This is a genomic window from Nocardia sp. NPDC058114 (genome assembly GCF_042884695.1).
Classification (GTDB): domain Bacteria; phylum Actinomycetota; class Actinomycetes; order Mycobacteriales; family Mycobacteriaceae; genus Nocardia.
Genome location: NZ_JBHVTK010000014.1, coordinates 47778 through 74016 on the forward strand (window position 1 = coordinate 47778; position 26239 = coordinate 74016).

28 protein-coding genes and 1 riboswitch are annotated in these 26239 nt (G+C 65.9%); of the genes, 15 read left to right on the forward strand and 13 right to left on the reverse strand.

What is annotated here, in order from left to right:
* Positions 1 to 246: 246 nt before the first annotated feature.
* The 3 genes from ACFVVI_RS32490 to ACFVVI_RS32500 all read left to right on the forward strand — a co-directional run bounded on the left by ACFVVI_RS32490 (position 247) and on the right by ACFVVI_RS32500 (position 2186).
* On the forward strand, positions 247 to 675 hold the full coding sequence (locus ACFVVI_RS32490) for an acetyltransferase (protein ID WP_378990354.1): 429 nt from the start codon (positions 247 to 249) through the stop codon (positions 673 to 675).
* A 65-nt stretch (positions 676 to 740) separates the two neighbouring features.
* Entirely contained in the window at positions 741 to 1898 is a 1158-nt protein-coding gene (locus ACFVVI_RS32495) for a glutamate--cysteine ligase (RefSeq protein WP_387448291.1), read from the forward strand.
* Positions 1899 to 1934: 36 nt separating this feature from the next.
* The gene (locus ACFVVI_RS32500) at positions 1935 to 2186 is read left to right on the forward strand and encodes a three-helix bundle dimerization domain-containing protein (RefSeq protein WP_387448294.1); all 252 of its coding nucleotides are present in this window, start codon (positions 1935 to 1937) and stop codon (positions 2184 to 2186) included.
* Between the two features lie 29 nt (positions 2187 to 2215).
* On the opposite strand, the gene ACFVVI_RS32505 is transcribed toward ACFVVI_RS32500, so the two are convergent.
* The gene (locus ACFVVI_RS32505; protein ID WP_378990429.1) at positions 2216 to 3037 is read right to left on the reverse strand and encodes a class II glutamine amidotransferase; all 822 of its coding nucleotides are present in this window, start codon (positions 3035 to 3037) and stop codon (positions 2216 to 2218) included.
* Between the two features lie 365 nt (positions 3038 to 3402).
* On the opposite strand from ACFVVI_RS32505, the gene ACFVVI_RS32510 reads away from it, so the two are divergent.
* Positions 3403 to 4119 (forward strand): phosphodiesterase, encoded by a 717-nt coding sequence (locus ACFVVI_RS32510; RefSeq protein ID WP_387448297.1) that lies wholly within the window; start codon positions 3403 to 3405, stop codon positions 4117 to 4119.
* Positions 4120 to 4148: 29 nt separating this feature from the next.
* On the opposite strand, the gene ACFVVI_RS32515 is transcribed toward ACFVVI_RS32510, so the two are convergent.
* Complete coding sequence (locus ACFVVI_RS32515) at positions 4149 to 4445, reverse strand: hypothetical protein (RefSeq protein ID WP_387448300.1); 297 nt, start codon at positions 4443 to 4445, stop codon at positions 4149 to 4151.
* 491 nt (positions 4446 to 4936) lie between these two features.
* On the opposite strand from ACFVVI_RS32515, the gene ACFVVI_RS32520 reads away from it, so the two are divergent.
* Positions 4937 to 5560, forward strand: coding sequence for a carbonic anhydrase (locus ACFVVI_RS32520; protein ID WP_378990360.1), 624 nt, complete (start codon positions 4937 to 4939; stop codon positions 5558 to 5560).
* A 110-nt stretch (positions 5561 to 5670) separates the two neighbouring features.
* On the opposite strand, the gene ACFVVI_RS32525 is transcribed toward ACFVVI_RS32520, so the two are convergent.
* The gene (locus ACFVVI_RS32525; RefSeq protein ID WP_387448303.1) at positions 5671 to 6552 is read right to left on the reverse strand and encodes a hypothetical protein; all 882 of its coding nucleotides are present in this window, start codon (positions 6550 to 6552) and stop codon (positions 5671 to 5673) included.
* Positions 6553 to 6849: 297 nt separating this feature from the next.
* Here ACFVVI_RS32525 and ACFVVI_RS32530 point away from each other — a divergent pair, with 297 nt between their 5' ends.
* Complete coding sequence (locus tag ACFVVI_RS32530; protein ID WP_387448306.1) at positions 6850 to 8499, forward strand: FAD-dependent monooxygenase; 1650 nt, start codon at positions 6850 to 6852, stop codon at positions 8497 to 8499.
* 149 nt (positions 8500 to 8648) lie between these two features.
* On the opposite strand, the gene ACFVVI_RS32535 is transcribed toward ACFVVI_RS32530, so the two are convergent.
* Positions 8649 to 9284, reverse strand: coding sequence for a TetR/AcrR family transcriptional regulator (locus ACFVVI_RS32535; RefSeq protein ID WP_378628561.1), 636 nt, complete (start codon positions 9282 to 9284; stop codon positions 8649 to 8651).
* Positions 9285 to 9519: 235 nt separating this feature from the next.
* On the opposite strand from ACFVVI_RS32535, the gene ACFVVI_RS32540 reads away from it, so the two are divergent.
* A complete protein-coding gene (locus ACFVVI_RS32540) occupies positions 9520 to 9987 on the forward strand; it encodes an SRPBCC family protein (protein WP_379316189.1) in 468 nt (155 codons plus the stop codon).
* 266 nt (positions 9988 to 10253) lie between these two features.
* On the opposite strand, the gene ACFVVI_RS32545 is transcribed toward ACFVVI_RS32540, so the two are convergent.
* Complete coding sequence (locus tag ACFVVI_RS32545; protein ID WP_378990365.1) at positions 10254 to 10472, reverse strand: hypothetical protein; 219 nt, start codon at positions 10470 to 10472, stop codon at positions 10254 to 10256.
* A gap of 389 nt (positions 10473 to 10861) precedes the next feature.
* Here ACFVVI_RS32545 and ACFVVI_RS32550 point away from each other — a divergent pair, with 389 nt between their 5' ends.
* The 3 genes from ACFVVI_RS32550 (at position 10862) to ACFVVI_RS32560 (ending at position 14527) form a co-directional block, all read left to right on the forward strand.
* Entirely contained in the window at positions 10862 to 11290 is a 429-nt protein-coding gene (locus ACFVVI_RS32550; RefSeq protein ID WP_387448510.1) for a Fur family transcriptional regulator, read from the forward strand.
* A gap of 22 nt (positions 11291 to 11312) precedes the next feature.
* On the forward strand, positions 11313 to 13544 hold the full coding sequence (katG, locus tag ACFVVI_RS32555; RefSeq protein ID WP_387448311.1) for a catalase/peroxidase HPI: 2232 nt from the start codon (positions 11313 to 11315) through the stop codon (positions 13542 to 13544).
* A 497-nt stretch (positions 13545 to 14041) separates the two neighbouring features.
* Positions 14042 to 14527 (forward strand): hypothetical protein, encoded by a 486-nt coding sequence (locus ACFVVI_RS32560; protein WP_378628534.1) that lies wholly within the window; start codon positions 14042 to 14044, stop codon positions 14525 to 14527.
* A 261-nt stretch (positions 14528 to 14788) separates the two neighbouring features.
* Here ACFVVI_RS32560 and ACFVVI_RS32565 read toward each other — a convergent pair whose 3' ends face one another.
* The 5 genes from ACFVVI_RS32565 to ACFVVI_RS32585 all read right to left on the reverse strand — a co-directional run bounded on the left by ACFVVI_RS32565 (position 14789) and on the right by ACFVVI_RS32585 (position 18145).
* The gene (locus ACFVVI_RS32565; RefSeq protein WP_387448315.1) at positions 14789 to 15325 is read right to left on the reverse strand and encodes a hypothetical protein; all 537 of its coding nucleotides are present in this window, start codon (positions 15323 to 15325) and stop codon (positions 14789 to 14791) included.
* Between the two features lie 135 nt (positions 15326 to 15460).
* Positions 15461 to 15787 (reverse strand): hypothetical protein, encoded by a 327-nt coding sequence (locus ACFVVI_RS32570; protein WP_387448318.1) that lies wholly within the window; start codon positions 15785 to 15787, stop codon positions 15461 to 15463.
* Between the two features lie 545 nt (positions 15788 to 16332).
* Positions 16333 to 17292, reverse strand: coding sequence for a non-homologous end-joining DNA ligase (ligD, locus tag ACFVVI_RS32575; RefSeq protein ID WP_387448321.1), 960 nt, complete (start codon positions 17290 to 17292; stop codon positions 16333 to 16335).
* Between the two features lie 159 nt (positions 17293 to 17451).
* Positions 17452 to 17739, reverse strand: a complete 288-nt coding sequence (locus ACFVVI_RS32580) for a DUF1905 domain-containing protein (RefSeq protein ID WP_379315572.1) — start codon at positions 17737 to 17739, stop codon at positions 17452 to 17454.
* 25 nt (positions 17740 to 17764) lie between these two features.
* A complete protein-coding gene (locus ACFVVI_RS32585) occupies positions 17765 to 18145 on the reverse strand; it encodes a DUF1761 family protein (RefSeq protein ID WP_387448325.1) in 381 nt (126 codons plus the stop codon).
* A 76-nt stretch (positions 18146 to 18221) separates the two neighbouring features.
* On the opposite strand from ACFVVI_RS32585, the gene ACFVVI_RS32590 reads away from it, so the two are divergent.
* Positions 18222 to 18869, forward strand: coding sequence for a TetR/AcrR family transcriptional regulator (locus ACFVVI_RS32590; RefSeq protein WP_378990374.1), 648 nt, complete (start codon positions 18222 to 18224; stop codon positions 18867 to 18869).
* A gap of 13 nt (positions 18870 to 18882) precedes the next feature.
* On the opposite strand, the gene ACFVVI_RS32595 is transcribed toward ACFVVI_RS32590, so the two are convergent.
* Positions 18883 to 20091: an alpha/beta fold hydrolase gene (locus ACFVVI_RS32595; RefSeq protein ID WP_387448328.1), complete on the reverse strand. Its 1209-nt coding sequence runs from the start codon at positions 20089 to 20091 to the stop codon at positions 18883 to 18885.
* A 325-nt stretch (positions 20092 to 20416) separates the two neighbouring features.
* Complete coding sequence (gene gndA / locus ACFVVI_RS32600) at positions 20417 to 21862, reverse strand: NADP-dependent phosphogluconate dehydrogenase (protein WP_387448331.1); 1446 nt, start codon at positions 21860 to 21862, stop codon at positions 20417 to 20419.
* 165 nt (positions 21863 to 22027) lie between these two features.
* A riboswitch (TPP riboswitch) is annotated at positions 22028 to 22124 on the forward strand.
* On the opposite strand from gndA, the gene ACFVVI_RS32605 reads away from it, so the two are divergent.
* The 4 genes from ACFVVI_RS32605 (at position 22115) to ACFVVI_RS32620 (ending at position 25490) form a co-directional block, all read left to right on the forward strand.
* The gene (locus tag ACFVVI_RS32605) at positions 22115 to 22822 is read left to right on the forward strand and encodes a TenA family protein (protein WP_387448334.1); all 708 of its coding nucleotides are present in this window, start codon (positions 22115 to 22117) and stop codon (positions 22820 to 22822) included. Its footprint overlaps the riboswitch before it by 10 nt.
* Positions 22819 to 23841: an ABC transporter substrate-binding protein gene (locus ACFVVI_RS32610; RefSeq protein ID WP_387448337.1), complete on the forward strand. Its 1023-nt coding sequence runs from the start codon at positions 22819 to 22821 to the stop codon at positions 23839 to 23841. The genes ACFVVI_RS32605 and ACFVVI_RS32610 overlap by 4 nt, the downstream gene beginning before the upstream one ends.
* Entirely contained in the window at positions 23819 to 24658 is an 840-nt protein-coding gene (locus tag ACFVVI_RS32615) for an ABC transporter permease (RefSeq protein WP_378990380.1), read from the forward strand. Before ACFVVI_RS32610 ends, ACFVVI_RS32615 begins: the two co-directional genes overlap by 23 nt.
* Positions 24651 to 25490 (forward strand): ABC transporter ATP-binding protein, encoded by an 840-nt coding sequence (locus ACFVVI_RS32620; protein WP_387448341.1) that lies wholly within the window; start codon positions 24651 to 24653, stop codon positions 25488 to 25490. The genes ACFVVI_RS32615 and ACFVVI_RS32620 overlap by 8 nt, the downstream gene beginning before the upstream one ends.
* On the opposite strand, the gene ACFVVI_RS32625 is transcribed toward ACFVVI_RS32620, so the two are convergent.
* A complete protein-coding gene (locus ACFVVI_RS32625) occupies positions 25437 to 26096 on the reverse strand; it encodes a DUF3159 domain-containing protein (protein ID WP_378990382.1) in 660 nt (219 codons plus the stop codon). The genes ACFVVI_RS32620 and ACFVVI_RS32625 overlap by 54 nt on opposite strands.
* Between the last annotated feature and the right edge of the window lie 143 nt (positions 26097 to 26239).

Here is a 26239-nt window from a genome sequence, read left to right on the forward strand (position 1 = left end):
AACTCTGAGCAACCCACGGAATGCGGATACTGCACTCCCGCAGACAATTTCGCTGGGCATGCGATCCTCGATGATGCACCGCGACACCGAGCAGAACAGTCGCGCACCAATAGCCCCCTCACCGCGATGATAGCCACCACGCGTGGTCCACGGGCAGACGATTCGAAAAGTAGAAGTTTCCGACAGGACCTGCTTCCATTCAACGGCGTCGAGTGGGCGGTCCTCAGTATCACCGAGGAGTCGATCATGACCGGCAACCCGTCACCGGTATACAACGTCCCGGAGGAAGAGCCCTTCCAGCGGGAGGCGGTCGCCGAGGGGATATCCATCGCCGCCGCGTTCATGCTTGTCATTTTGGCGGCGGTCTCCATTCTGCAGGGCATCTCCGCGATCGCGGACGACAAGTTGTATGTCGCCGGAATCGAATACGTCTACGAGTTCGACACCACGACGTGGGGCTGGATTCATGTCGTGCTGGGCGCCCTCGCTTTGATCTGTGGCGTCGGCCTCGCGATCGGATCGACGTGGGGCCGGTACGGCGCGATGGGAATCGCCGCACTGGTCATCGTCGCGAACTTCATGTCCCTGCCGTACTACCCGGCATGGTCCATCGTGATCATCGCGCTGAGCGTCGTGATCATCTGGGCTGTCTCCACCTGGCGACCCGAACGCTGAGTCCTCGTCGGATCTCTCCCCGATAGCTCGTCTACCGGTGGGCGCGACGCCGACCAGGAGGAACGATGGCGTCCCTGTCGATCGACCGACGCGATCGGTCACACCGCAACGATCTGCGTGCGTTCACCGTCGGCGTCGAGGAAGAGTTCGTGCTGATCGACCCCGCCACCGGGCGCCCTTGCCTGACCAACACCACCGTCGCGGCAGCCGGAACCGACAGCGCATTGCAGCTGGAACTCTCGCAGTGCCAGATCGAAACCTGCACCCCCGTCTGCGCGAGCATCGAGGCGGTGCACCGCGAGGTTCGACGAGCCAGAGTCACCATCGTTGACGCCGCGGCTCGCTCGGGCTCGCTTCCGCTGGCGGTGGGGGTACCGATCTGGGGGCCGCCCGCAGGTTCCATCACCGACACGCCGAGATACCAGCGCATAGCCGAACACTTCAAGGCACTGGCCGACCAGGTGACCTGCGGTTGCCATGTCCATGTCTGTGTCCCCGAGCGCGACCTCGCGGTGCAGGTCAGCAATCACCTGCGTCGTTGGCTGCCCGCGCTGTTGGCGTTGACAGCGAATTCCCCGATCGCCGAGGGCATCGATACGGGGCACGCCAGTTGGCGCCACACGGTGTGGGCGCGGTGGCCCAGTTCGGGCCCACCACCGTATTTCCGCTCGGCAGCGCACTACGACGACATCGTCGCGGGACTCGCCGAAGACGGACAGATTCTCGACCCGGCGATGGTCTATTGGGATGTGCGATTGTCGGCTCACCTGCCGACGATCGAGATCCGGATCAGCGACGTGCCCGCGACCGTCGTGGAAACGACACTGTTGGCGAGTCTGGTGCGGGCCCTGGTCATCACCTCGGTCGCCGCCATCGGCCGTGGGCACCTCGCCGATCCGATCACCCGGACGCACCTGCGCTCAGCATGCCGCTACGCCGCCCGCAACGGGCTCTCCAGCACTCGATTCCCCACGACCATCGCGGGTCGGCGGGATAGCCGCCACGCCCTGGCCCAATTGCTCTGCCATGTCCGTTCCGCCCTGGAGGAATCCGGTGACTACGAATTCACCCGCGACGCGCTGGCGGCAGTGCTCACCAGCGGTAACGGTGCCGTCCGGCAACGCAGTGCACTACGGGAAGGCGGCCCGGCGAACGTCTTCGCTGTGCTCGCACGACTGACCGTCGAAGGGTGCGACATCGGCAATTCCCAGCGGAGCAGATGACAACGACCAGCGAGTTATGAGCGAGCAGGCGGGTGGATGATGCGCGACGACAATGAAGCTGTACAGATCGATCAGGTGATCGAACGCTTGATCGCCCGTTTTCCGGCAGAGCCACCGGCGGGGATAGAGCTCCTGGTTCGCCGTATTCACGAGCGCTTCGCCGATGCCCGTGTCCGCGATTTCGTTCCGCTGCTCGTCGAGAAGGCCGCTGCGCAAACTGTCGGCGCCTATCCGATCGAGGTCACCGGCGAGGACCCGCACAGCGCCGAGGCGATGGCTACGATCTAGCGAGGTTTCACGGATCTCGATCCGCCGACTCAGACCGGTGAAACGGGCTCGAACCCCAGGAGTTCATCCGCCCCGGCCCGCACGATTCCGGCACACGATTCGGGAACTTCGCTCCACGCGCCGGGAAGGTCGCGCAACGGTTCGGAAACCACGAAACGGGTGTGGTCGCCGAGGCGGTGCAGCACTTCCACCTCGGGGTACAGCGCGCGCAGCTGAGCGATCCTCGTCGAGAAGAACAGCGATCTCGACTGACGTTCACTGGAGTAGCGGAAAACCCACAGCGACTGTCCATCGGTCGTCGCTACCGTCATCTGGACCGGATTCTCCACCTGGTGCGCGCGGCCTACGTCTTCGACGAATCCGACCGCCCGGGCGACCGCGCCGAGTGGATCTTCGGTGAGACCGAAGGTCAACGCCAGATAGAACAGGGTTTCCGAATCCGTCGATCCTTCGAGGTCGGGAAACAATGCCGGATCGATCGCGGTGACCAGGTCGCGCCGGACCTCGCGAAAGCCACGCAGTGCTCCGTTGTGCATCCACAGCCACCGGCCGTGCCGAAACGGATGGCAGTTACTGCGCTGTACCGGCGTCCCGGTCGACGCGCGGATATGGGCGAACAACAACGGCGTGCGGATCTGACCGGAGACCTCACGCAGATTTCGGTCGTTCCACGCCGGTTCGATGCTCTTGAACACCGCGGGTTCTGCACCCTCCCCATACCAGCCGATGCCGAAACCGTCACCATTGGTCGTCGTGGCTCCGAGTCGGGAATGCAAACTCTGGTCGATCAACGAGTGCCGCGGCGTGAACAACAATTCTTCCGCGAGAATCGGCTCCCCGGCGTACGCCATCCATCTGCACATATATCTATTCAAGCAGACTGAATCGCCGATGTTAAGGAGTCGACAATGCCAACAGTTTCGATTTCACCGCAATAAATTTCGTTTCCGCCGGTGCCCCGATTGTGGCGGCCGGCGATACCTGGGCTATCGCTGACGTTCGAGGCTGGAGCTCGAAACAAGCGCGGCGGTGACGACACTCTTCTCTGCGGATCGGCGACTTCCGATCGCCGAACAGCGATTGGGCGCCGTCGCCGGGGGTAGGCGCACCCTATGGACCACGCCGTCAACGCGGACGGCTGACTGAGCATCATCGCCCGCGGCTGCCTGCCGGCGCCCCGGGCGACGACCACCACCGTGACAGGAGACCAGCGCCGATGATCGATATGCACCGTGTCGCCGAACTGCCGAACACCGTTGTCCGCACCACCTTTCAGACCGGGGCCCGGTTGCGGCATGCACGGGTGTTCCACCCGCGCGGCGTCCGCCTCGCGGGCCGATTCCGTGCCACCAGCGCCTACGAGCCCTGGTTCGGACCCGGCGACCGAGCGGTCATCGCCCGGCAGTCGAAAGGCATCGGCAGCCCCGGCGGCGTGCCCGACGTACTCGGGCTGGCTTTCCGGGTACTCGATCGCGACGAACGTCCCTGGGACTTCGCGCTGGCGACCACCGGGCGCAGTGCGATGGGCCGGTTCGTCATCACCCCCGCTCGTACCTGGGCAACGGCCCGTTTCGGCACGCTGCTGCCCTACCGATTCGCCGACGCCCCACCGGTCTGGCTTTTCGCCGAACCGCTCGACACCGACGACCTGCCGAATACCGCGTCCCTGCGTGCCCTCGACGATCACCTCGACGACCGGGTGATCCGGTTCTCGATCACGGCCGATGGCATCGGCCGCCCACCCGAAACCGTCGGCGAACTCGACCTACGGCGAGCCGAGCCGGGCGAATACCGCACCGACTTCTTCGATCCGATCCTCAACCATCCCGCCGACGTCGCATTGATGCCGCGAGTGGTGAACTGGCTGCGCGAAAACGCCTACACCGGAAGCCGCCGCGGCCGCACCGACGACGGCGCCCAGCCCGCGATCTGATCGGCGAGTTGGTCAGAGCCCCGGTCACGTCAGCTCGGACGTGAATAGAAGTGGATTGTGGCGAACCGAGAGTCCCGAACGATCGTCACCTGGGGGTAGTCGGCTCTGATGTCGCCATAGGGCGAGCTGGCGAACAATTCGATCGCGTTCGCGCAATCGAAGTTCCAGTCTGTGCGTTCGGTCGTCGGCTCGAATCCCAGCCGCTTGGTCAGCTCGGCGCAGGTAATCTTCTGCAGCGGTTGGGTATACGTCGAATCGGTGTACATCGCCCGGTAGTCAGGGAAGTGTTCCGCTGGTGCGACATAGCTGCCTGCGTAGCCGCACATACCCGCCAACGGCGGGCACCCGAATCGCCGCATGCTGACCAATTCGAACGAGTCGGGTATCCAGACGCTCCGCCGTTCCATGACCCGTCGCGCCTCTTCGGCGGACAGATCCTTGTCCAGTTTCGGCATGACAACGGAGGCGGCACACCCCCACAAGAGCGCTCCACACGTCACGAGCGTGAGGACGGGCCAGAACCACCGCACATTCGGGCTTTTCGACACGACCTTCTCGCTTGTCAGTGGGCACGTAGCCGGTTCGAGGCGGAAAGTACTCGAAGGTGCCCTGGGCGCCGATCGCGACCAGCATACGTCGCTGCGGGGTCGGGTCGGCCGCTCGCAATGGCCTTGCCGGGGTGCGGTGGAGCGCGTTCGTCGATCCGTCCTCTACTCGGTCGCACACCGGGGTCCGCCGGGTGAGCGGTCCGCGACCGACAGCCAAGGAGCCGACCACCCCGCGGGTCGCGATCCAAGCGCATGTTAGAACTGGACATATGCCGCATACGAGTCCTGTTGCCGCCTGGAAGACCCTCCGCGAGGGAAACGATCGCTTCGTCGAAGGACGACTGCAGCATCCCAACCAAGGCGCAGCGAACCGAACCGAACTCACCACCGGGCAGCATCCGTCCGCGATCCTGTTCGGGTGCGGCGACTCCCGAGTCGCCGCCGAGATCATCTTCGACCGCGGCCTCGGCGACATGTTCGTCGTGCGCACAGCCGGCCACGTCGTCGACGGCTCCGTGCTCGGATCGATCGAATACGGTGTCGCGGTCCTGGATGTGCCATTGATCGTCGTCCTGGGGCACGACAGCTGTGGTGCGGTCCGCGCCACGATCGACGCCCTCGATTCCGGCGCCGTGCCCGGCGGATTCATTCGAAGCGTCGTCGAACGGGTCACCCCGTCGATCCTGCTGGGCCGCCGCGAAGGACTGAGCTCCGTCGACGAACTCGAAGCACGGCACGTGGAGGAGACCGGCCTGTTGCTGACGCAACGGTCGAGCACTATCGCCGAGAAGATCCAGGCCGGAAAACTCGCCATCGCGTGTGTCACCTACAACCTGTCCGAGGGCAGGGTCCAACTGAACCGGGTGATCGGCAACATCGGCGAACTCGAGTAACCGCAGCGGTCCGCATCGGATCCGGTACGGCGGCAACGTCTCTCAGTCCAGATCAGCCGCCGCTCGCGACCGAGTCAGCCGATTAAGCGGGCCGAAGGCGATGCCCACGATCACGCTCGCGGTCCGAAGAACTCGGCTCGGGCGGCCGCGATACGTGCCTGCGCCTGGGCGGCGCCTTGAAAACTGACCACGGCCGATCCGCCGCCGGCGAGCCCCAAAGCGATGAGGCCACCGATCACCGAGAGAAGATTCGGCTCGGGGAGGATCCCCGTGTCGCTGGTGGGTCGGACCTCGTGGGCGGGCACCGCCGCACCGACGCCGGGTGTGGGCACGGCGGGTGGATCCCCTGCTCCGGCGGGGGCCGGTGACCGAGGTGACTCTCTGGCGCCATTGGGAGCTGATCCGGTCGACGGTGCGGCGCCGCCACCGCCCGGCGAGTCGCTGCCCGGTGCACCACCGGGTTCGGCGGTGTCGGGCTGGGCACTCTCGGACTCGGGGGTTGCACGGGGCGCCGGGGCTTCGGGAGCTGATTTCGGGACAGGCGCCTGCGGTTCGGGTGCATTGCCGGGGTTCGGGTTGCTGCCCTGGTTTCCGCCACCGTTTCCTTGGTTGCCGTTACCGCTGCCGGGATTCTGATTCCCGTTGTTGCCCTGGTTACCGCCACCATTTCCCTGATTGCCGTTACCGCTGCCGGGATTCTGATTCCCGTTGTTGCCCTGGTTACCGCCACCATTTCCCTGGTTACCGTTACCGCCGCCCGGATCCGAATTCCCGTTGTTGCCGCCATTGCCGTGGTCTCCCGGACCCGCGACCAACCGAACAGCGTCGCCGTCGGCGAACCCATCACCGCCGGCAACCTCGGTGGAGCCCAGTCCCTCGGCGACGCCGATTCTGTCCGTGGAGACGACGGTCGGCTGAGCAGCCGCAAGCCCGCCGTAGCCGAGGAGCCCCAGAGCGCCCACGGCCCCTGCCACCACGGCTGTACGCCTCATCCGACCGACTGTCACGCGCCGCCGTCCTGTCCTCGATAGCCCTGCTCCCACCATTGCGGTCGCATCCGGCTCCCCCCGCGTTACGCATCGCCGCGCCCGAGCACCGGCAACCTACGGATCACACAGTTCGAGGTACCCGCGTGAGTCGGGGAGCTTGTGGCCGCGGCGGACGGTTCTGTCGGCCGCGATGGCTCGATTCCCGGCGATCCGTCGATTCGTGGGATTCCGCGGGCCGGTGCCAGGCGTACGATCAGCGAACAACATGAGGCGGGGGCTTCCAGCGTGAGGTGATGTCGCATGTTCGATACCGATGTTCTGATCGTCGGCGCAGGTCCGGTGGGCTCGGCCGCCGCCGTCGAGGTGGTCCGGCGTGGCGTCCGGTGCCGGATCATCGACGCGCAATCCGATCCGCCGCAGTACGCGAAAGCGGTCGGCGTCCAGCCCCGCACGCTGGAACTGTTCGAGTCGATGGGCATCCTGCGCGAGGTCCTCGACGCCGCGGTCCTGTTGCGCGGCCAGATCGTGTACATCAACGGCGCCGAGGCCGACCGCATGGATCTGGCGCTGCCCTCCGAGATTCCGTTCGGGTTCCTCGGACTCCCCCAATACGAGACCGAGCGGATCCTGCGACAGCACCTGGAATCGCTGGGCACGCGAGTTGAGCGCGGAGTCCGGCTCGTCGGGTTCACCCAGGACGAGGACGGCGTCGCCGCCGTGCTCGCCGGACCCGAGGGCGAGCGCACGGTGCGGGCACGGTATCTGGTCGGCTGCGATGGTGCGCACAGCACCGTCCGCAAGACGCTGGGCCTGACGTTCGAGGGCGCGGCCTTCGCCGAGCAGTACATGCTCGGCGATGTCGAGCTGGATTGGTCACAACCGCACGGCTACACCGTGCGGTCGATGCACCAGACCAACGGTGTCACCGACGACGTGCTGGTGTGTGTCCCGCTGCCCGGCCACCACCGATACCGGGTGTCGATGCGGGTTCCCCCGGAACTGGCCTCCGACAACTCCGTCGGCGGCGACAGGGTCGAACACGGACTCGGCACCGGGCCCGGACCTGCGCTGGCCGATATTCAGGCGGTGCTCGACCGGCTCGCGCCCTCACCGACGACTGCCTCGCACTTGCGCTGGTCCTCGATGTTCCGGATCAGCCATCGCATCGTCGACTCCTACAGCCGGGGAAGAGTTTTCGTCGCGGGAGATGCCGCCCACATCCACCCGCCCACGGGCGCCCAGGGCATGAACACCGGCATCCAAGACGCCCATAACCTCGCTTGGAAGCTCGCGCTGGCTGTCGCAGAGCTAGCCGCGCCGACGCTGCTGGCCAGCTACGACGCCGAACGCAGACCGATCGGCGAGGAGGTGGTCGGTCGCACCGTCCGCGACGCCCGCGACGGGATCGGTGCCGGCGAATCGGACCCCGAACGCGTGCTGCTCCGCGAGGCACAACTCCTGATCGACTATCGCGACAGCCCTATCGTCACCGAATCCCCCAGCGGCGCACCGTTTCCCCTCGCGGGCAGCCGCGCTCCGGACGCGATCGGGCTGACCCGAGACGGCGTGACGTCGCCGTTCCGGCTCTTCACCCTGCTCACCGGCCCCGACCACACACTGCTCTGGTACGTCGGCGACACCTCCGACACAGCCACTCTCACCGAAATCGAACGCCACGTCGACCTGCTTCGCAAACTGACCGACGGCCGCCTCGACACCTATCTTGTCGCGAGCCCCCGCGCCGCCGTCGACCCGACGATCCTCCCGGTCATCCGTGACAGCGACGGCGACTTCGCGCGGCAGTATCACTGCACCGCCGGCGCGACCTACATCGTCCGCCCCGACGGCTACCTCGGCTGTGCCGCCACCCCTGCCGCCCCGGACGACCTCATTCGACATTTCGAGTCGACCTTCGCCCCGGCCCCCGAAAGTGTTCTGGGCACCGCCTGATTCACCAGCCCAGCAACAACATTCCCTCCCATCAGCAAGGACACACGACTCTTACAATGGCCCAGACGAGGGCAAACCCATAGTTGCAGTCGAGTACGACGCGAGAAGGTCGGGATCTCGAATGCGCGACCCATCAGCGTCTTCGGGAGCTATGCGGGCGAATCAGCCTGTGCCACTGAGGTTATCCAGAGCCCGATCATGTCGGCGGTCTGATCGATCACCGCATCGCGGTCCATGCCCTCTTCGTCCATCTTGACCGAGCGCAGCGCGGTGGAGAAGCCCGCGTTGAGCACGATATAGGCCATGGTGTCGACGTCGAGGCCGTGGGTCGGACCGAGCGACTGGATCAGGTAGAGCTTGATGAGCATTCGCAACCGCGGTTCGAATTCGGGGATCCCGCTGCCGTAGAACTGAAGGTCGGCCACCAAGGCGCGCACGAGGGGGCCGTTGGCTACGAGGATTTCGACGCCGACACGGATGATCTCGGCAACCGTGTCGCGCCGAGGTTTGTCGGCGACCGACTTGGTGAGCAACCGAGCGTATTGTTCCTCGGCCTGCACGAACAGGCTGTCGGTGAGTTCCTTGACGATCTCTTCCCGGTCGGTGAAATACCGGTACAGAGTGCCGATGCTCATGCCGGCCTCGGCGGCGATCCGGTTCGTCGAGGTGTTGCCGATACCTCGATCACCGAACAGCTGAGCGGCCACCTCGAGAATCCGCGCTTTGGTCTCCTTCGCGCGATCCTGCTGAGGGCGTTTGCGCTGTTGATCGGCGTGGGTTGGCATCAGGTAGACCTCGAGAGCAGGCGGAACAAGAGAGAGCGAGAACGCACACCGCCATGATCACGAAAACACCGGAATCGGTCAATTGCCACCCGAAGTCCGAGTGCCGCACTCCTGTTTGCGCTTTCGGGCCTCGGGTAGGCCGCCACTGTACGAGTTGCAGCGCCTCGAAGGCGCGCAGCTGCGAACGAATCCAGGCTGTGGCGGCGACGCAGGCAGGCTGGGGAATGGAGTACTCGTGAGCACAGTAGCCGCAACTGTCGATGTAGACGTCCCGATCCGTACCGCCTACAACCAGTGGACGCAGTTCGAGACCTTTCCGCAGTTCATGGAAGGAGTCGAGCAGGTCAGTCAAGTCGACGACCGGCACACTCACTGGCGCATCCATGTCGGACCGTCGACACGGGAATTCGACGCCACCATCACCGAACAGCATCCGGACGAACGAGTCGCGTGGAGGTCCGACGACGGGCCCAACCACGCCGGGGTAGTGACATTTCACCGTCTCGACGACACCCATACCCGGATCACCGCGCAAATGGATGTCGACCCGGAGGGTTTCGTCGAAACCGCCGCCGACAAGCTGGGCGTGCTCGAACACCGAGTGAACGGCGACATGAAACGCTTCAAGCAGTTCATCGAGACCGAGGGCCGCGCAACCGGAGCTTGGCGTGGCGATATCCCGCGCCCCGATGCCGGGATCTGAACCGCGACGTTTCGGGTGAGGCACTACGGGCCGCCGTGTTGGGCTGTCGCGCACCCTCAGGAGTTCGACCGGTAGCCGTGAAGATTGTCCGGCGGCCGACTTCCACGGTGTGATCGGCGACCGCTCGCAGTAGCGGCCCAGCAAGGTCACGTCGACATCCACCGCCTGAGTGCCGGGCGGCAAAGAAGGTCGAGTCCTCGGTTCCCGAGCCCGAGGTCAGGTGAGGGCTACCGCGATGCGCCACGGCGGCCGGCGACCAACAGGGATCAGAGCTGTTCGGTGTTCCGCAACGCTTCGGCTACCGCTTCGAGCCGCCACTGCGCCCGGCTGGATAATCCGGCGGCGCACGTACACAGCCTGCGCAGATCCAGGTCTTGGAGTTGGGCGACAAGCTGGTTGTCGTGCGTCACCATCGCCGCAACGGTCTCGATATCACCATTTTCAGGAGTTCTGTCGAGTTGCTGAGCTGGACCAGAAATCGGCATAAGCGGTCTCCTCGTGTCCCGCACGGCAAGGCCACCGGCGCGGCGAAAGTTCTTCTGTTGGGGTGCAGACGGAATTCCCTTCTCCGACAACATCAAACAGCCAGAAATCGACCCGATATCGCAAACTTCGGGCTATTCCGGGGTGTCGTCATACCCCCGTTGGGCACCGCCACCGCGGACTCGTCGCGCGAGCAGCGTCCGCCACCGCACCGGCGACGAACGCCACAGTCGCAACGACAGCGGCGACGCCGGGCCGGGCGGCGGGAATCCGTGCCGGGTGCGGAGCGCCGAAGCGGTCAGCGCGAAGACACGACGGCCAGCAAATACTTGACTGATTCCAGAAAACGCGGAAAACTGCGGATGTGCCCACGGACGCGGAGTTCCAGCAGATGCTGCGGGGAGTTTCTGTGCGGGTGACAGCGCCGCGCGTGGCGGTGCTGAGCGCCGTGCACGCGCACCCGCACTCCGACACGGATTCGATCATCCGTGCCGTTCGGTCCCGTTTGTCGGCGGTCTCGCATCAGGCCGTCTACGACACCTTGCGCACGCTCACCATCGCCGGGCTGCTCCGGTGCATCCAACCTCGCGGCCTGCTTGCCCGCTACGAGGCACGAGTAGGTGACAATCACCACCACTTGATCTGCCGAACGTGTGGCGCGATCGCCGACGTCGACTGCGCGGTCGGCGAAGCACCCTGCCTGACTGCCTCCGACGACCTCGGCTTCGTGATCGACGAGGCCGAGGTCATCTACTGGGGCCTGTGCCCCGAATGCGCGGACTCCGCGCTCAGCGAACACAACTCCGCTCCCAGCCTGTAAGACCCGTCCAGGAAGGAATATCGTGACCTCCGATAGCCGCCCACCCGCTCCTGACGCCGAAACTCTCAGCAACAGCGAGAGCGAGAACCCGGCGATCCCCTCGCCCACCGCGGACACCGACCGTCGCCCCCACTCCAACAAGGACTGGTGGCCCGAACAGATCGACGTCTCGGTCCTGCACGCCCACTCGTCCAAGTCCAACCCACTGGGCGAGGACTTCGACTACGCCACGGCATTCGCCGAGCTCGACGTCGACGCCCTCAAAGCCGATATCGCCGCGGTACTGACCGACTCGCAGGACTGGTGGCCCGCCGACTACGGCAACTACGGTGGCCTGTTCATCCGGATGAGCTGGCACGCGGCCGGCACCTACCGCATCGCCGACGGACGCGGTGGCGGCGGTCAGGGCGCCCAGCGCTTCGCCCCGCTCAACAGCTGGCCCGACAACGCCAACCTCGACAAAGCTCGTCGGCTGCTGTGGCCGGTCAAGCAGAAGTACGGCGACAGCATCTCCTGGGCCGACCTGCTCGTGTTCACCGGCAACGTCGCCCTCGAGTCCATGGGTTTCCAGACGTTCGGCTTCGGCTTCGGCCGACCCGATATCTGGGAGCCCGAGGAAGTGTTCTGGGGCCCGGAGGACACCTGGCTCGGCGACGAACGCTACAGCGGCGACCGTAAGCTGTCGGGCCCGCTGGGCGCGGTCCAGATGGGCCTGATCTATGTGAACCCGGAAGGGCCCAACGGCAGGCCTGATCCGGTGGCCGCGGCACGTGACATCCGCGAGACCTTCGCTCGCATGGCGATGAACGATGAGGAGACCGCCGCCCTGATCGTCGGTGGTCACAGCTTCGGCAAGACCCACGGTGCGGGCGATGCGAGTCTGGTCGGCGCCGAGCCCGAGGCCGCGCCGCTCGAGCAGCAGGGTCTGGGCTGGAAGAGCACGCACGGCACGGGCAAGGGCAAGGACGCCATCACCAGCGGCCTCGAGGTCGTGTGGACGGCCACCCCGACCCAGTGGAGCAACGGCTTCTTGCAGAACCTCTACGGGTTCGACTGGGAACTCACCAAGAGCCCGGCCGGTGCCTGGCAGTGGAAGCCTAAAGACGGTGCGGGCGAAGGCCTTATCCCTGATCCGTTCGGTGGGCCCGCGCGCACCCCGACAATGCTGACCACCGACCTGTCCCTGCGCGAAGACCCGATCTACGAGGCGATCACCCGACGCTGGCTCGAGCACCCCGAGGAGCTGGCCGAGGCGTTCGCAAAGGCCTGGTACAAACTCCTGCACCGCGATATGGGTCCGCTCAGCCGCTATCTCGGCCCGTGGGTGCCCGAGGCGCAGCTGTGGCAGGATCCGGTTCCCGCTGTCGACCACGCACTGATCGACGACCAGGACATCGCCGCGCTGAAGAACACGGTGCTCGCGTCCGGTCTGTCGGTCGCGCAACTGGTCAAGACGGCGTGGGCCTCGGCCGCGAGTTTCCGCAGCACCGACAAGCGCGGCGGCGCGAACGGCGCCCGGATCCGGCTCGAACCACAGCGCGACTGGGACGTCAACGAACCCGCCGAGCTGGCGAAGGTGTTGCCGGTTCTCGAGCAGATCCAGCGAGATTTCAACGCCGCTGCTCCCGATGGCAAGGCGGTGTCACTGGCCGACCTGATCATCCTGGGCGGTTCGGCGGCGATCGAGAAGGCAGCCGGCGATGCCGGTCATCAGATCACCGTGCCGTTCTCGCCCGGGCGCACCGACGCCACGCAGGAGAACACCGATGTCGACACCTTCGATGTGCTCGAGCCGCGGGCAGACGGGTTCCGCAACTACGTGCGTCCCGGCGAGAAGGCGCCGCTCGAGCGTCTGCTCCTGGACCGCGCCTACATGCTCGACGTGACAGCGCCGCAGCTGACGGTGCTGATCGGCGGCCTGCGTGCGCTCGGCGCCAACTACGGTGGCAGCGCACACGGTGTCTTCACCGACCGGCCGGGCGTGCTGTCGAACGACTTCTTCGTGAATCTGCTCGACCAGAGCACGGAGTGGAAGGCCTCGGAGTCGGCGGAGAACGTCTATGACGGTGTCGACCGGCGGACCGGCGAGAAGCGATGGACGGCCACCGCCAACGATCTCGTCTTCGGCTCGCACTCGGTGCTTCGCGCGGTGGCCGAGGTGTATGCGCAGAACACAGCGGGAGCGAAGTTCGTGAACGATTTCGTCGACGCGTGGGTCAAGGTGGTCGACAACGATCGGTTCGATCTGCGCTGACCTCTCGAACGCCGATGATTGCCGTCGGCGCCCACGATCGAGCCGACCGGGTGTCCCGGTCGGCTCGATTCGTTTCGAGCGCTTACTTGCCGAACTTCTGCTGCCCCTCGGCCGCGCGGGTCGTCGGTGAAGCGGCTCCGGAGAACGCCCTTCGGCGAAAGGCCTTGTGCAGTCAGGAGTTACCGCCCGGCCGCCAAATCTGCCGCAGATTCCCTGGTCGGGACACGTTATTAAATGTTTCTTGAGAGAGTGCACCGGCTGCGGCGACCACGTCTGCCGCCTGATAGCTTGACGGATACGAATATCGGATTCTGCAAAGACCCTCGCGGCGCCGGGGCGGGACCGTGCGCAGGATCGGAACCCTGCTTGTCCGCTGGGTCGACCCGTTCATGCGGATGTGTGCTTGATCAGGAGCTTGCTTTGTCCGGTGCCAGAAATCTGAATTCCGCAATTCCACAGCAGTGTCCACTCGGGGCAGGCCTGTCCGGTGAGCGCAGGTGAGCGCACCGGATTCGTGGTACCCGGCGCCGGCTCAGCACGGTCCGTTTCTTTCGCCGCAGGAATTGCTTGCCGCGATCAACGGGGGCGCCGATTGTGATCAGCCGCTCGCGCGCTGGGCTCGCACCCTCGGGTCGTTGTATCGGGACTGGCTGGCCGAACCGTCCGCCGTCTGGGTCGGTCGTCAGATCGCGGAAGTCGCGCACACCATCGATGTGTGGATCACCGCGCAGCTTCCGCGGCCACGCCCCGGCGCTCCGCGGGGAATCGACACGGTGGGCGGGGTGATCGGCCGGGTCGCGGAAGCCGCCACCTATGCCCACTGGGCGCTCCACAACGCCGAGGACGCCCAGCGACATCGAGCCTGGCACCATCTGGCCGAGATGCGGGAGGGCTACGAGGACCTGGTGCGGTTGGTCCTGGACGGTTCGGTCAACCTGCCGAAGTCGTGGCCCACCATCAGCTGGCCGGCCGCGGCGACATAGAAATCTGCTGGGTCTCCCCGTTTCGAAGCGACACACCGGGGTATCGCCCGCTTGTAAACCAGAGACCGCCACCGGGGACAGGATGACCGAACTCCTGACCGGTCGGCGGGCGGTTGCCGGGACCAGCGCGTCCCGTTCGGACGCTGCCCCAGACGACGGCCCCGGCAACCGCCAACCATGGTCGGCGAGGCAGGATCCGAGGCCACCGTGTCGATGGGTGCTCACAGCAGCACCGGACCCTGCGACAACAAGAGCTGGTGCCTAGATCGCCGTCGGAGCACCCGTCGCGACTACGGTCGCCACCTCTGATGCGAATCCACCTCCGGCCGGCGACAACGGCCAATCCGTGGCGAGACGAAACCTTGCGCCGATCATCGACACCGCGTTCAGCACCGCGTCGACACCGTCCCACCCTCTCGCGATCGCGCAGGTTTCGCCGTCGACCCGAAACAGACACAGCATGCCGTCCCCGCCGCCGGCCTGTACAGGCCGGCAGATGGCAATCGTGTGCCGGTCGCCTGCGTGGATGATCGTCTGCGTCGCCACAACATCGGCGTCATCCACGGCCTCGGGTCGATCACCTGCGGGTGGTACCGGAAAGCCGAGGTTCGCCGGGACGACAAAGCGCGCCGACGCGCCGCGATTCGCCTGCGCGAGCAAGTCGCCGATCTCGAGCAGAGCCCGGTAGAGCGCCGCCAGCGAATCGGGGCCTTCGGTGGTGCGCCGCGTGTCCGCCAGCCGATAGGCGCACTCCACCTTCCCGCCAACCGGTCGCGGCCGACTCACCTCGATGACCACGATCTGGCCGCCTTCGGTGACGCGCCGGGACAAGATCGGTACTTCGACGGACTTTCTCACAACGCCTCCCACTCATGGCATCCACGCGGGCTGCCGCGGATTTTCCTGGTGCAGTAGTACTGAGGCGGATATGACTCAGTCGCGCAGAGATCGGTGCTCGAACCGACGCCAGATCCGGGTGGTCTGCAGCCACATGCGAAGTCCCCACGAACCCAACAGAGCCGAAAGGAACATGTGCAGGCAAAAGGCGATGACGACGAGCTCTGCCCCATAGTCGCGGGTCCACTCCCCCATTGCCGAGGACGCGATGCATCCCGCCGCCACAAGCACGAACGACACAATGACGGCCAGCGGCGCCAACGGCGCCAACTCGTCGCCGCGTTCCTCGGAGATACCGCGCGGACCGTCGCCGTGTTCCTGTAGCGCGAACCGATTATCGAAGTGAGCTCTGATGTAGACCATGAATCCTCCCACCCGGCTACCCCAGCCGGACCATTTCTCTTACGCGCCCGTTCATTCCCCCTATAACGACGAGGAGCTCAGCCGAGATTTGCGGTCGCCGCAATCGGTGCCGCGATCTCGGTGACCCATACAGTGCCAGATGGTGGAAGTCGATGGAAGCAGAAACAGAAATTCCCTCACCTCCCGAAGGGCCGTTATTTGCCGGTGACAATTGGCAGGTTTCCCTGATACGAGGTCACACGCGGCAAGCAGGCACTTCACGCATCGGACAGGCAAGAATTTCACCGGCGTAGTTTATGCAATCGTGACGAATGTGGGCACGACATGACTTCGAGTAACCTGTCGCACCATTTGCTTCCCGCTGGAATCCCTGGCCCGAATCACACTCGGCACTTCCAGCATGAATTCTCATTCACTTGCGTTGCCACTTACAGACCGGCACACCTCGAACACAATCCACCGACCCGAGGCAGTGATAGCAGCCAGGCATCGACATCTGCGCTGACCCCGAGAGAACAGCACCGAACAAATACGCGCGCGGCCGGTCAGTTGCGCCCGGTCGGGGTTTCGACCTCGTCGACATCCTTGTCGAAACGTAGACCTCGCCAACTCGGATGCCGCAACCGGCCGTCGTCGGTCCATTCCGTGAACGCCACTTCCCCGACAAGTTTCGGCTGCACCCACGACACCCCGTCCGGGGTACGGCCGATGCCCGATACCGGCGGATCAGCACGGTGCAGCGGTGCGAGCTGTTCGGAGAGATCGGCGAGCATCGCGGCCGTGAACCCCGTGCCCACACTGCCGGCGTATTCCAGGCTGCCGCGATCATCGGGCACGGCGACCAGCAAGGATCCGATCTGCCCGGCACGGCGACCGGTGCCCTTCTTCCAACCGATCAGCACGACTTCTTGGTGGGTGACATTCTTGACCTTGGTCCAGGCGGGGCTGCGCTGCCCGGGCAGGTACCAGCTGTTACGACGCTTGCAGATGATGCCTTCCAGTCCGAGTTCCTGCGAGATCGCCAGGGCGTCTGCGGCGGGACCGGGGAGCAAGTGCGGGACGCGCCAATGCGGGCGGGTCAACCCGAGATGTTCGAGGAGCTCGCGTCGCTGGGCATAGGGCAATTCGATCAGCGGCCGGTCGCCGATGTGGAGAAGGTCGAAGATCATGTAGGTCGCCGGAGTCGATTGCGCGAGGGCGCGGATAGCGGCTGGGTTGCGCTGGTGCATTCGCGGCGCCAATGCCTGAAACGAGGATCGGCCCGCGTGCTCGATCACGATCTCGCCGTCGACCACGAACCCGGGCTCGGCCGGAGCGAGCCCGGACAGCTCGGGCCAGGCGACGGTGATGTCGTTGCCATTGCGCGACTCGAGCCGCAGTTCGTCATCGATGTAGGCAATGGCCCGGATTCCGTCGTACTTCACTTCGTATGCCCAGCGGTCACCGTCGGCAGGCAGATGACCCGCCGTGGCCAGCATCGCGGCATAGTGCGGCAATCGGGTCATACAGGCCTCACCATCACCTGATCGATCCCCTGGACACCGTCAGCAAACATTCAGCATAGCCCTGGTGCGTTACGCGCCGATGTCGCGACGACCAACTCGGCCACCGTGTGGCCGTCCCCGGATCCACTGCGCCCCAAGCAGGGCACCGCGCACCGTCTGTCAGCTCAATCGTTCAGTCAGCTCGACGGTGACTTCGTCGCCATCGGTCTTTCCGATGCGGCGGCGGATCTCGGCGGCGACGGGAAGCTTGTGGGTGCCGTCGCCGAGTGCCATGAACGACGATGTGAACGCGACACCGTCCACCGTTCCCTTCACCTTGACCAGGCCCCGGGTGCCGAAGATCCGCGCGGAGTCGGGCAGTTGCACGCATGTCCACGTGTCACCCGCCCTGACTTTTCCGAGGACAGCGGTGAACGTGATGTCGATCGGTCCCGGTGCGGTGTTCATGAGAGCTCCTGTCGGGGTGCGGGATTCAGACAAACATGCCGAGCACGACACCGCTGACGACCAACTTGAGGACCCAGTCGGTCATATGCACCAGAGCGGTCGGTATCGGCACGTTCTCGTGGACGATGGCGCCGGCGAGGATGGTCACCGGCAGTACCGCCACGATCGCACCTACCGCCGCCCCGGCGGCGATGCCATGCCGATCGCCGGCGACGAGCAGCGCCGCCAGCACCCCCGCGGCCAGCAGCCCACGCAGCACCACGAACAGCATCTGGACCGGCATGCCGATTCCGGGACGCGGGGTACTCGTCCTCGACACCAGCGCGGCGATCGGCGGTGTCGCGTACAGCACCGCGCTGATGACGAACGAGACGACCGCCGCAACGACGACACCTGCAACTATCATGGCCAACTCCTTGAGTACGATCCAGTACTTAATCTAGGAGGATGAATAAGTACTGTCAAGTACTAATATGGGGAGCATGACCTCTTCTGCTCGACGCCGTGGCCGGCCACCCGGGAAGTCCGGCGCCGAACTACTCACCGTCGCCCGCGAGGTTTTTCTCGAGCGCGGGTTCGCGGGATCGACGATGGACGAGATCGCCGCACGCGCCGGGATCTCCAAAACATCGCTGTATCGCGAACATCCGTCGAAAGAGGGCTTGTTCGCCGCGGTCGTGGAGCACTGGACCGCCGCCGGGCGTGATGCGATGCGACCCGCCCTCACCGAACTCGAGTCCGCCGAGGATGTCCGCGAGGGCTTACTCGTCTGGGCACGAACGCTGCTGGCCGGCGTCCTCTCGCCGACCGTGGTGGAAATGCGCAGGCTGGTCACCGCCGAGGCGGCCCGCCTGCCCGAGGTCGGGGCGACATATCTGCACCAGAGCTGGGTCCGCAATATCGGCGCTCTCGCCACCACGCTGCAGGCACTCGACGCACGCGACGTGCTCGCGATCCCCGACCCCCGGGCCGCAGCCGAACAGCTCACCTGGCTGGTCGTGGGCGCACCGCTGAACGCCCGAATGCTCGATGCCACAGCAATATCGGCGAACCCCCCCGGCGCAGCGATAGATCTCTTCCTGGCCGCTTACCGACCTGCCCTGACCGCATCCGAGCTCGGCGGTCCGTGATGCGGCCACGCCCTCAGGCGAGCGCCTCGTCCGCGAGCGCTCGCGCCGACTCGTCGGGCGCGTAGCTCGCCAGCGCGAGGACAAGGCTTCGGATCCCGGTCCGCGCGGATGGCGGCAAGTGCGCGTGGCGTACGACATCGAGCTCGTTGGCGATCGTCAGCACCGCGAAATCATGCAGTTCAGCACCCCCGACCAGCGTGGAGGTGCCGGTGAAGCGGTCGATCACCGACAGCGGCTCTCGCCCGAGGCCGCGGTATGTCCGTTCGCGGTCGCATCCGCCGTAGAGATAGACCAGGCCCTCGGCGTCGTACCCGATCACGGTCGCGAGCCGCGGCCGATCGGTTGTCGGCAGGAGTTCGACAGCGAATCCGTCCGTGCCATAGGACGCGTGGCAGATCGCGGCCAGACGGGTTCGCGGCGTGGCGTTCCATTCGACCACGAGGGCATGGACCCGGCGCAGGTGAGCGTGCAGAGTTCCGCCGGGATGTTCGATCTCTTCGGCACCGAGAACCCGCTGCAGGTCGAATGCGCTCTGAACAGCGTGGGCGGTAGCGAGCCAGGTGCCTGCGTGCTCCGAGACGATGCGTGCGAGCTCTTCGGAAGCCTCCCGGGCGACGAGGTGTCCGGCTTCCGGCACACAGGTAACCGTGACACGACGATCGGCGAGGAACCGATCCACTTCGGCGTCGGTGAGCGGCGACCGTCCGCCGCGCACGAGCAGCATCGGCACTTCCGAACCGACAGCCGTCGCATGCAGCGCAGGCCCCGCCGCGAGGCTGTCTTCCACCAGTTCGGTGCGTTGATCGCGAAGCCCGCTGTCACTGAGCCAGGCGCGTACCCGATCCGGATCGGAATTCGGCACCACATCGACAAGGATCAGACCGGCCACACGACCGGCAATATCCGGTTCGCCGAGCGCGGCGATGGCAGCGAGCCCGCCGACGGAAGCGCCCACCACCACGAGCGGGGCCGGCTCACGCCGCACCATGTCGGCCACGTCATCGGCAACCGCCCGAAGGACGGTCGCCTCCCCCGTATTGTCGCCGTGTCCACGCAAATCGAAGGCCACCGCCCGGAATCCGGCCGCGGCGATCTGCGACGCGACCGGTGCCCACACGCCGCGATCCTCGCCTCCCGCATGGAGCAACAGCACCGTCGGGCCCGCGCCGGTCACGGTGCCCCGCAGGGTGACATCACCCAGGGCGATGCTCATGTCGGTCATGAGTGAACCGATCGCCGGCAATCGAGGCCACCGCCGGCCGTGAGCACACTGTTCGGTCGCGGATTGTCCTTACGCGCAGCAGGTTCGGTCGCATTCATAATGCTCCTCGGCGAACTTCGGGAATGACGCTGTGTGGTTTCGTCGCAGACTTCGGAATTCGGGTCGACACCCGCCCCGCGTCCTGCGTCCCGAACGGGGACGTATCGATAACGCGGGGCGGGTTGCCGCCCTAAGTCCACGACCATCATCAGCGACAAACCACCAGCGGGTCAATCCTCGGTTTCCCTTGGCCGACCCCGAGATTCAGCCCACCGGCGGTCAGAGCTCAGCCCGCGACGACCTCGCTGCGGTCACCGCTCCACAGAGTGTGGAACTTGCCGTCGGCGTCGATGCGCTCGTAGGTATGCGCGCCGAAGAAGTCACGCTGGCCCTGGGTCAGCGCGGCGGGCAGGCGCTCTGCGCGCAGTGCGTCGTAGTACGACAGCGAGGACGCGAACGCCGGGACCGGGATACCGAGCAGGGTGGCGGTGGATACCACGCGCCGCCAGCTGTCGATCGCGGTCTCGATGGCCTCGCGGAAGTACGGCGCGAGGATCAGGCTCGGCAGGGCGGGGTCCTGCTCATACGCTTCCTTGATCCGGTTCAGGAACCGAGCCCGGATGATGCAGCCGCCGCGCCAGATCGTCGCCAGATCGCCGGGGTGCAGATCCCAGCCGTACTCGGCGCTGCCCGCGGCGATCTGGTCGAAGCCCTGTGCGTAGGCGACGACCTTGGACGCGTACAGCGCCTGCCGGATGTCCTCGGTGAACTGCTCGACATCGGTGGGCTTGTCGGCGAGCGTGCCCGAGGCGAGACCCACCGCGGCTTTGCGCTGGGCACGCGAACCCGACAGCGCCCTGGCGAAGACCGCCTCCGCGATGCCGGTCACCGGCACACCGAGATCGAGCGCGGACTTGACCGTCCAGCGGCCGGTGCCCTTCTGCTCGGCGGCGTCGACGATGACGTCGACCAACGGCTTGCCGGTCTTCGCGTCGACCTGCGCGAGCACCTGCGCGGTGATCTCGACCAGATAGCTCTCCAGGTCCCCGGAGTTCCACTGTGTGAACACGTCCGCGATCTGCCCGGCGTCGAAACCGAGCGCGTCACGGAACAGGTGGTAAGCCTCACCGATCAGCTGCATATCGGCGTATTCGATGCCGTTGTGCACCATCTTGACGAAGTGTCCGGAACCGTCGGGCCCGATGTGGGTGCAGCACGGCGTGCCGTCGACCTGCGCCGCGATCGACTCGAGCAGCGGGCCGAGCGATTCGTAGGATTCCTTGGGCCCGCCCGGCATGATCGCGGGACCGTTGAGCGCGCCTTCCTCACCACCCGAGATGCCTGCCCCGACGAAATTGAGGCCACGTTCGGCCATGGCGGCCTCGCGGCGAATCGTGTCGGTGTACAGGGCGTTGCCACCGTCGATGATGATGTCGCCCGGCTCCATCACGGCAGCCAGCTCCTCGATGACGGTGTCGGTCGCCTCGCCCGCCTTGACCATGATCAGCACCCGTCGCGGCTTCTCCAGCGCCGCGACGAACTCCTCCACGGTCTCGGTGCGGACGAAATCGCCGTCACCGCCGTGCTCGGCGAGCAGTGCGTCGGTCTTGGCCACGGAACGGTTGTGCAGCGCGACGGTGTAGCCGTGCTTGGCGAAGTTGCGGGCGATGTTGCTGCCCATCACTGCCAGGCCGGTGACACCGATGTGTGCACGCGCGGTAGAGGTCGACATTGATCAGCTCTCTTCGTTCGGCGATTCGATGGGTGCAGAAGACGAACTCCTTGGCAGGCAAGTTACTGGGTGCCGGTTCGCCGCCGAACACCTACCACCGTGACCGGGGCTACACGGCGAACCGGGCCCGGCCCGCGTGTCGGCGGTCGCTGCTAGTGTCGGTCGAGTTCTGACACGGGGTGTCTCGCGACCGCGAGGCTGAGAACAGACCCGCTGAACCTGTTCAGGTAATGCTGACGAAGGGATGTCACGGTGTTGCACGCCCACACCACAGATACCGGCCTGTTCACCGATCACCTCTGGGACCGCACCAAGGTCCTGCGGAGCGCGATCGATGAACTGGAATTCCTGCGGCACCTCGGCGAGGGCACCTTGCCGCTCGAGGTGTTCCGGACCTACATCGAGCAGGATTCGCTGTATCTGACCGGGTATTCGAAGGCGCTGGCGATTCTCGCCGCCAAGTCACCGGACCCGCAGACCGCGGCCTTCTGGGCCACCTCGTCCGCGAACGCCGCGGCTGTCGAGTCGGCCATGCACGACCAGATGCTCAGCGGCGGAGCGCTGCCCCCGCGGCAGGGCGAGCCGGAGCATTCCCAGACCTGCCTGGCCTACGTCTCCTACCTGATCGCCGCCGCGGCGACCGAGTCCTACGCGGTCGCGGCGGCGGCCGCGCTGCCCTGCTTCTGGATCTATGCCGACGTGGGACGCGGCCTGGCCGAGAGTGCCGCGAAGGTGATCGCCGCCGACGCCGCCCACCCGTATGCCCAGTGGGTCACCACCTACGGCGCGGAAGAGTTCCAGCAGGCTGCGGCCACGGCGCGATCGCTGGTCGACGCCGCTGCCGAGTCGGCGAGCGAGCGTGAGCGGGCGGCGATGGAGAAGGCATTCATCCTCGCCGTGCGCTACGAGCTGATGTTCTGGGACACCGCCCTGCACCCGCAGCCCTGGCCTGCCGGATGAGCGGGCGGCTGCGCCGCGCATTCGCGGTCATGGCAACCACCGTCGCGACCCTGTCGCTGGTCACCGCCTGCGGTTCGGGCGGTGGCTCCGACCAGACCATCCGCTTCGCGCTGGATTGGACGCCCAACACCAACCACTCCGGGTTGTATGTCGCCTTGCAGCGCGGCTACTTCGCCGACGCCGGTCTGGATGTGCAGGTGCTGCCCTACAACAACACCTCGGTCGACACGGTGGTCGATGCGGGGAATGCGGAATTCGGGATCAGTACCCACAATTCGTCGACGTTCGCCCGCGCCTCGGGTGCGCGCATCCAGTCGGTGCTCGCACCCCTGCAGCACTGGGCGACCGGGATCGGCGTGCGCGCCGACCGTGCCGACCTCGCAAGCCCGAAGAATCTGGACGGCAAGACCTACGCCGGTTTCGGTGACCCGGGTGAGAAGGAGTCACTCGCACAGGTCATCCGCAACGACGGCGGCACCGGCGAATTCACCTCCGTCATGCTGGGATCGTCGGCATACGAGGCCGTCTACTCCGGGAAAGCGGACTTCACCGTCTCGTATCTGGCGTGGGAGGGCATCGAGGCCGAACACCACGGCACCCCGATGAAGTACTTCCGCTACACCGATTTCGGATTCCCCGACTCCTACGCCATCGTGATCGACGCCAACGAAGGCTGGCTCGCCGAGAACCCCGACCGCGCGAAGAAGTTCGTCCAGGCCCTGCAACGCGGCTACCAGTTCGCCGCGGACAACCCGGACGCCGCCGCCCAGGACCTCATCGACGCCAACCCGGGCGCGTTCAACGACGAGAAGCTGGTCTTCGACAGTCAGCGCATGCTGGCCGACCAGTTCATGAAGGACCCGAACGGGCGAGTCGGCACTCAGACCGTGGAGCAGTGGTCGGCGAATTCGCGATTCCTGTACCGCAGTGGCCTGCTCAACGGGCCCGACGGTAAACCACTGACCACCGAGCCCGACTGGTCGACATATTTCACCGATGACTACCTTGCCAACCCGTGACGGGTCCGTAGACGCGCAAGTCCTGTCCGGCGACCGTCCCGGTCGCTGGGCCGGGATCCGGTGGGCGGTGCCTTCGATCGTCACGGTGGCGGTCCTCGTGGCCGTGTGGCAGATCTATGTCATCACCAGCGGTGTGCGTCCGCAGGTGCTGCCCTCGCCGGTGCGGGTGGTCGAGCAGGGCTGGGCGCATCGCGACGAGATCGCCACTCACGCGGCCGCCACCTTGCAGGTGACGCTGATCGGTTTCGCGGTCTCGCTGAGCGCGGCATGGGTACTGGCGGTGATCGTCGACTTCTCACCCTGGCTGCGACGCGCGTTGGTGCCGTTGTTCGTGGCGTCGCAGACCGTGCCGATCGTCGCGATCGCACCGTTGATGATCATCTGGTTCGGGTTCGGCCTCCTGCCGAAGATCCTGGTGGTCGCGCTGGTCACCTTCTTCCCGATGGCCATCGGCCTGATCGAAGGGTTCGCCGCGGCCGACCGTGACGCGGGCGCGCTGCTGCGCAGTATGGGCGCCTCCCGTGTGCAGGAGTTCCGGTATGTGCGGCTGCCCTCCGCGCTGCCGCGGTTCTTCACCTCGTTGCGGATCGCGATCACCTACGCGGTCGTCGGTGCGGTGTTCGCCGAATATGTCGGCGCCAGTGTCGGTCTCGGCATCTATATGAGCCTGCAGAAGAATTCGTTCCGCACCGATCTGGTGCTGGCGGCGGTCTTGGTGACCGCGCTGCTGAGTATCGCGCTCTACCTGACGACGTTCGCGGTCGAGCGCCTCGTCGCGCCGTGGGCGCGCGCGGAGAACAGGAGCCGGCGTGACTGACACCGAAGGCGACCGGATCGTCGTCGACCGACTCACCAAGTCGTTCCCCCAGCCCGGTCGTGGCAGCCCTGGCCTCGAGGTGTTGGGCGGGGTGTCGTTCGCGGTCCGATCGGGCGAGTTCGTCACGGTCATCGGCCCCAGCGGCTGCGGCAAGAGCACGGTGTTCAACATGCTGGCCGGACTCGAATCCCCCGACTCCGGCAGCGTCGGCTTCCACACGGCCGACGGCGAAGACACCGCGTCGCACTGCGCCTATATGCCGCAGAAAGACCTGCTGTTCCCGTGGCGAACCGTCCTCGACAACACCATTCTCGGTTTGCGTGTGCAGGGTGTCCCGAAAACAGAGGCCAGGCGCCGCGCGCGCGAACTGTTTCCGATATTCGGCCTGTCCGGTTTCGAGGACGCCCGCCCGTCTCAGCTGTCGGGCGGGATGCGACAGCGGGCGGCACTGCTGCGCACCGTCGTCCAGGAGCGCGAGTTGCTGTTGCTCGACGAGCCTTTCGGCGCGCTCGACTCCCTGACTCGCACCGAGATGCAGTCGTGGTTGCAGGAGGTCTGGCAGCGCTACCGGTGGATGGTCCTGATGATCACCCACGATGTCCGTGAGGCGGTCTACCTGTCGGACCGTGTGATCGTGCTGTCGGCGCGGCCGGCCACCGTGCGCCGCGAACTGCGCATCGACCTGCCGCGCCCGCGCGGGTTGTCCATGATCACCGCCCCCGAATTCGTCGCGCTGGAGGAAGAACTGCTCGCGATCCTGCACGAGGAGTCGCGTCGCTCACTCGAGCAGTCGCTGGGTCGAGCGACGAAACGCCCAGACGACAACCACTAGCGCCAGCGCCAGCAGCGGTGTTCCCATGACGATCTTGGCGGTGGCCAGCCACCCGGCTGCGTCGATGTCGTAGAGCCAGCCTTGGACGAAGTAGCGTGCCGCGAACACCGCGGCGAGGGCGAGGGTGGCGATATCGTGCCCGCGCAGGGACGGGCGGTCCTGCCGCCAGGCGAACTCGTTGCCGTGCAGCATGTTCCACAGCACGCCGGTCAGTGGTCGGCGTGCCAGCAGCGAGACGAGTGCGACAACGGCGCCGGCCAGACTGGCCCAGATGCCGACCAGGAAGAATCCGCCCGCCGAGCCGGTCCACGCGGCGACGCCACCGGCGACGACGACTCCGACGAGCCCGCCGCTCGCCTGGACGACCGGCTCACCGCGAACGATCCGACATCCCATGATCACCACCGCGACGGCGACGGCGGACCCGATGGCAATAGGTAGTGCCACCAGCGCATTCGCCACGACGAACGCAATGACCGGTATCGCCGTGTAGATCATTCCCGTGGTGCCGCCGAGTTGGTCGACCAGCCGCTGTGCGGGGTCGGCCGTCGATACACGCGAGGCGGCGGACTCGTCGACGTCGCGGTGGGATTCGGGCTGAATCATCGTGCTCTCCAAGCGGTTGCGCGAAAAGGTGTTGTACGAGGAACAGCTCCAACGTTCGTCGTCGCGAAGGTCGGAAACCAGTGCGCGCCAACACCTTTTCCGATGACACCCTCATGGATGCGACATGACATCTGTCACGACAA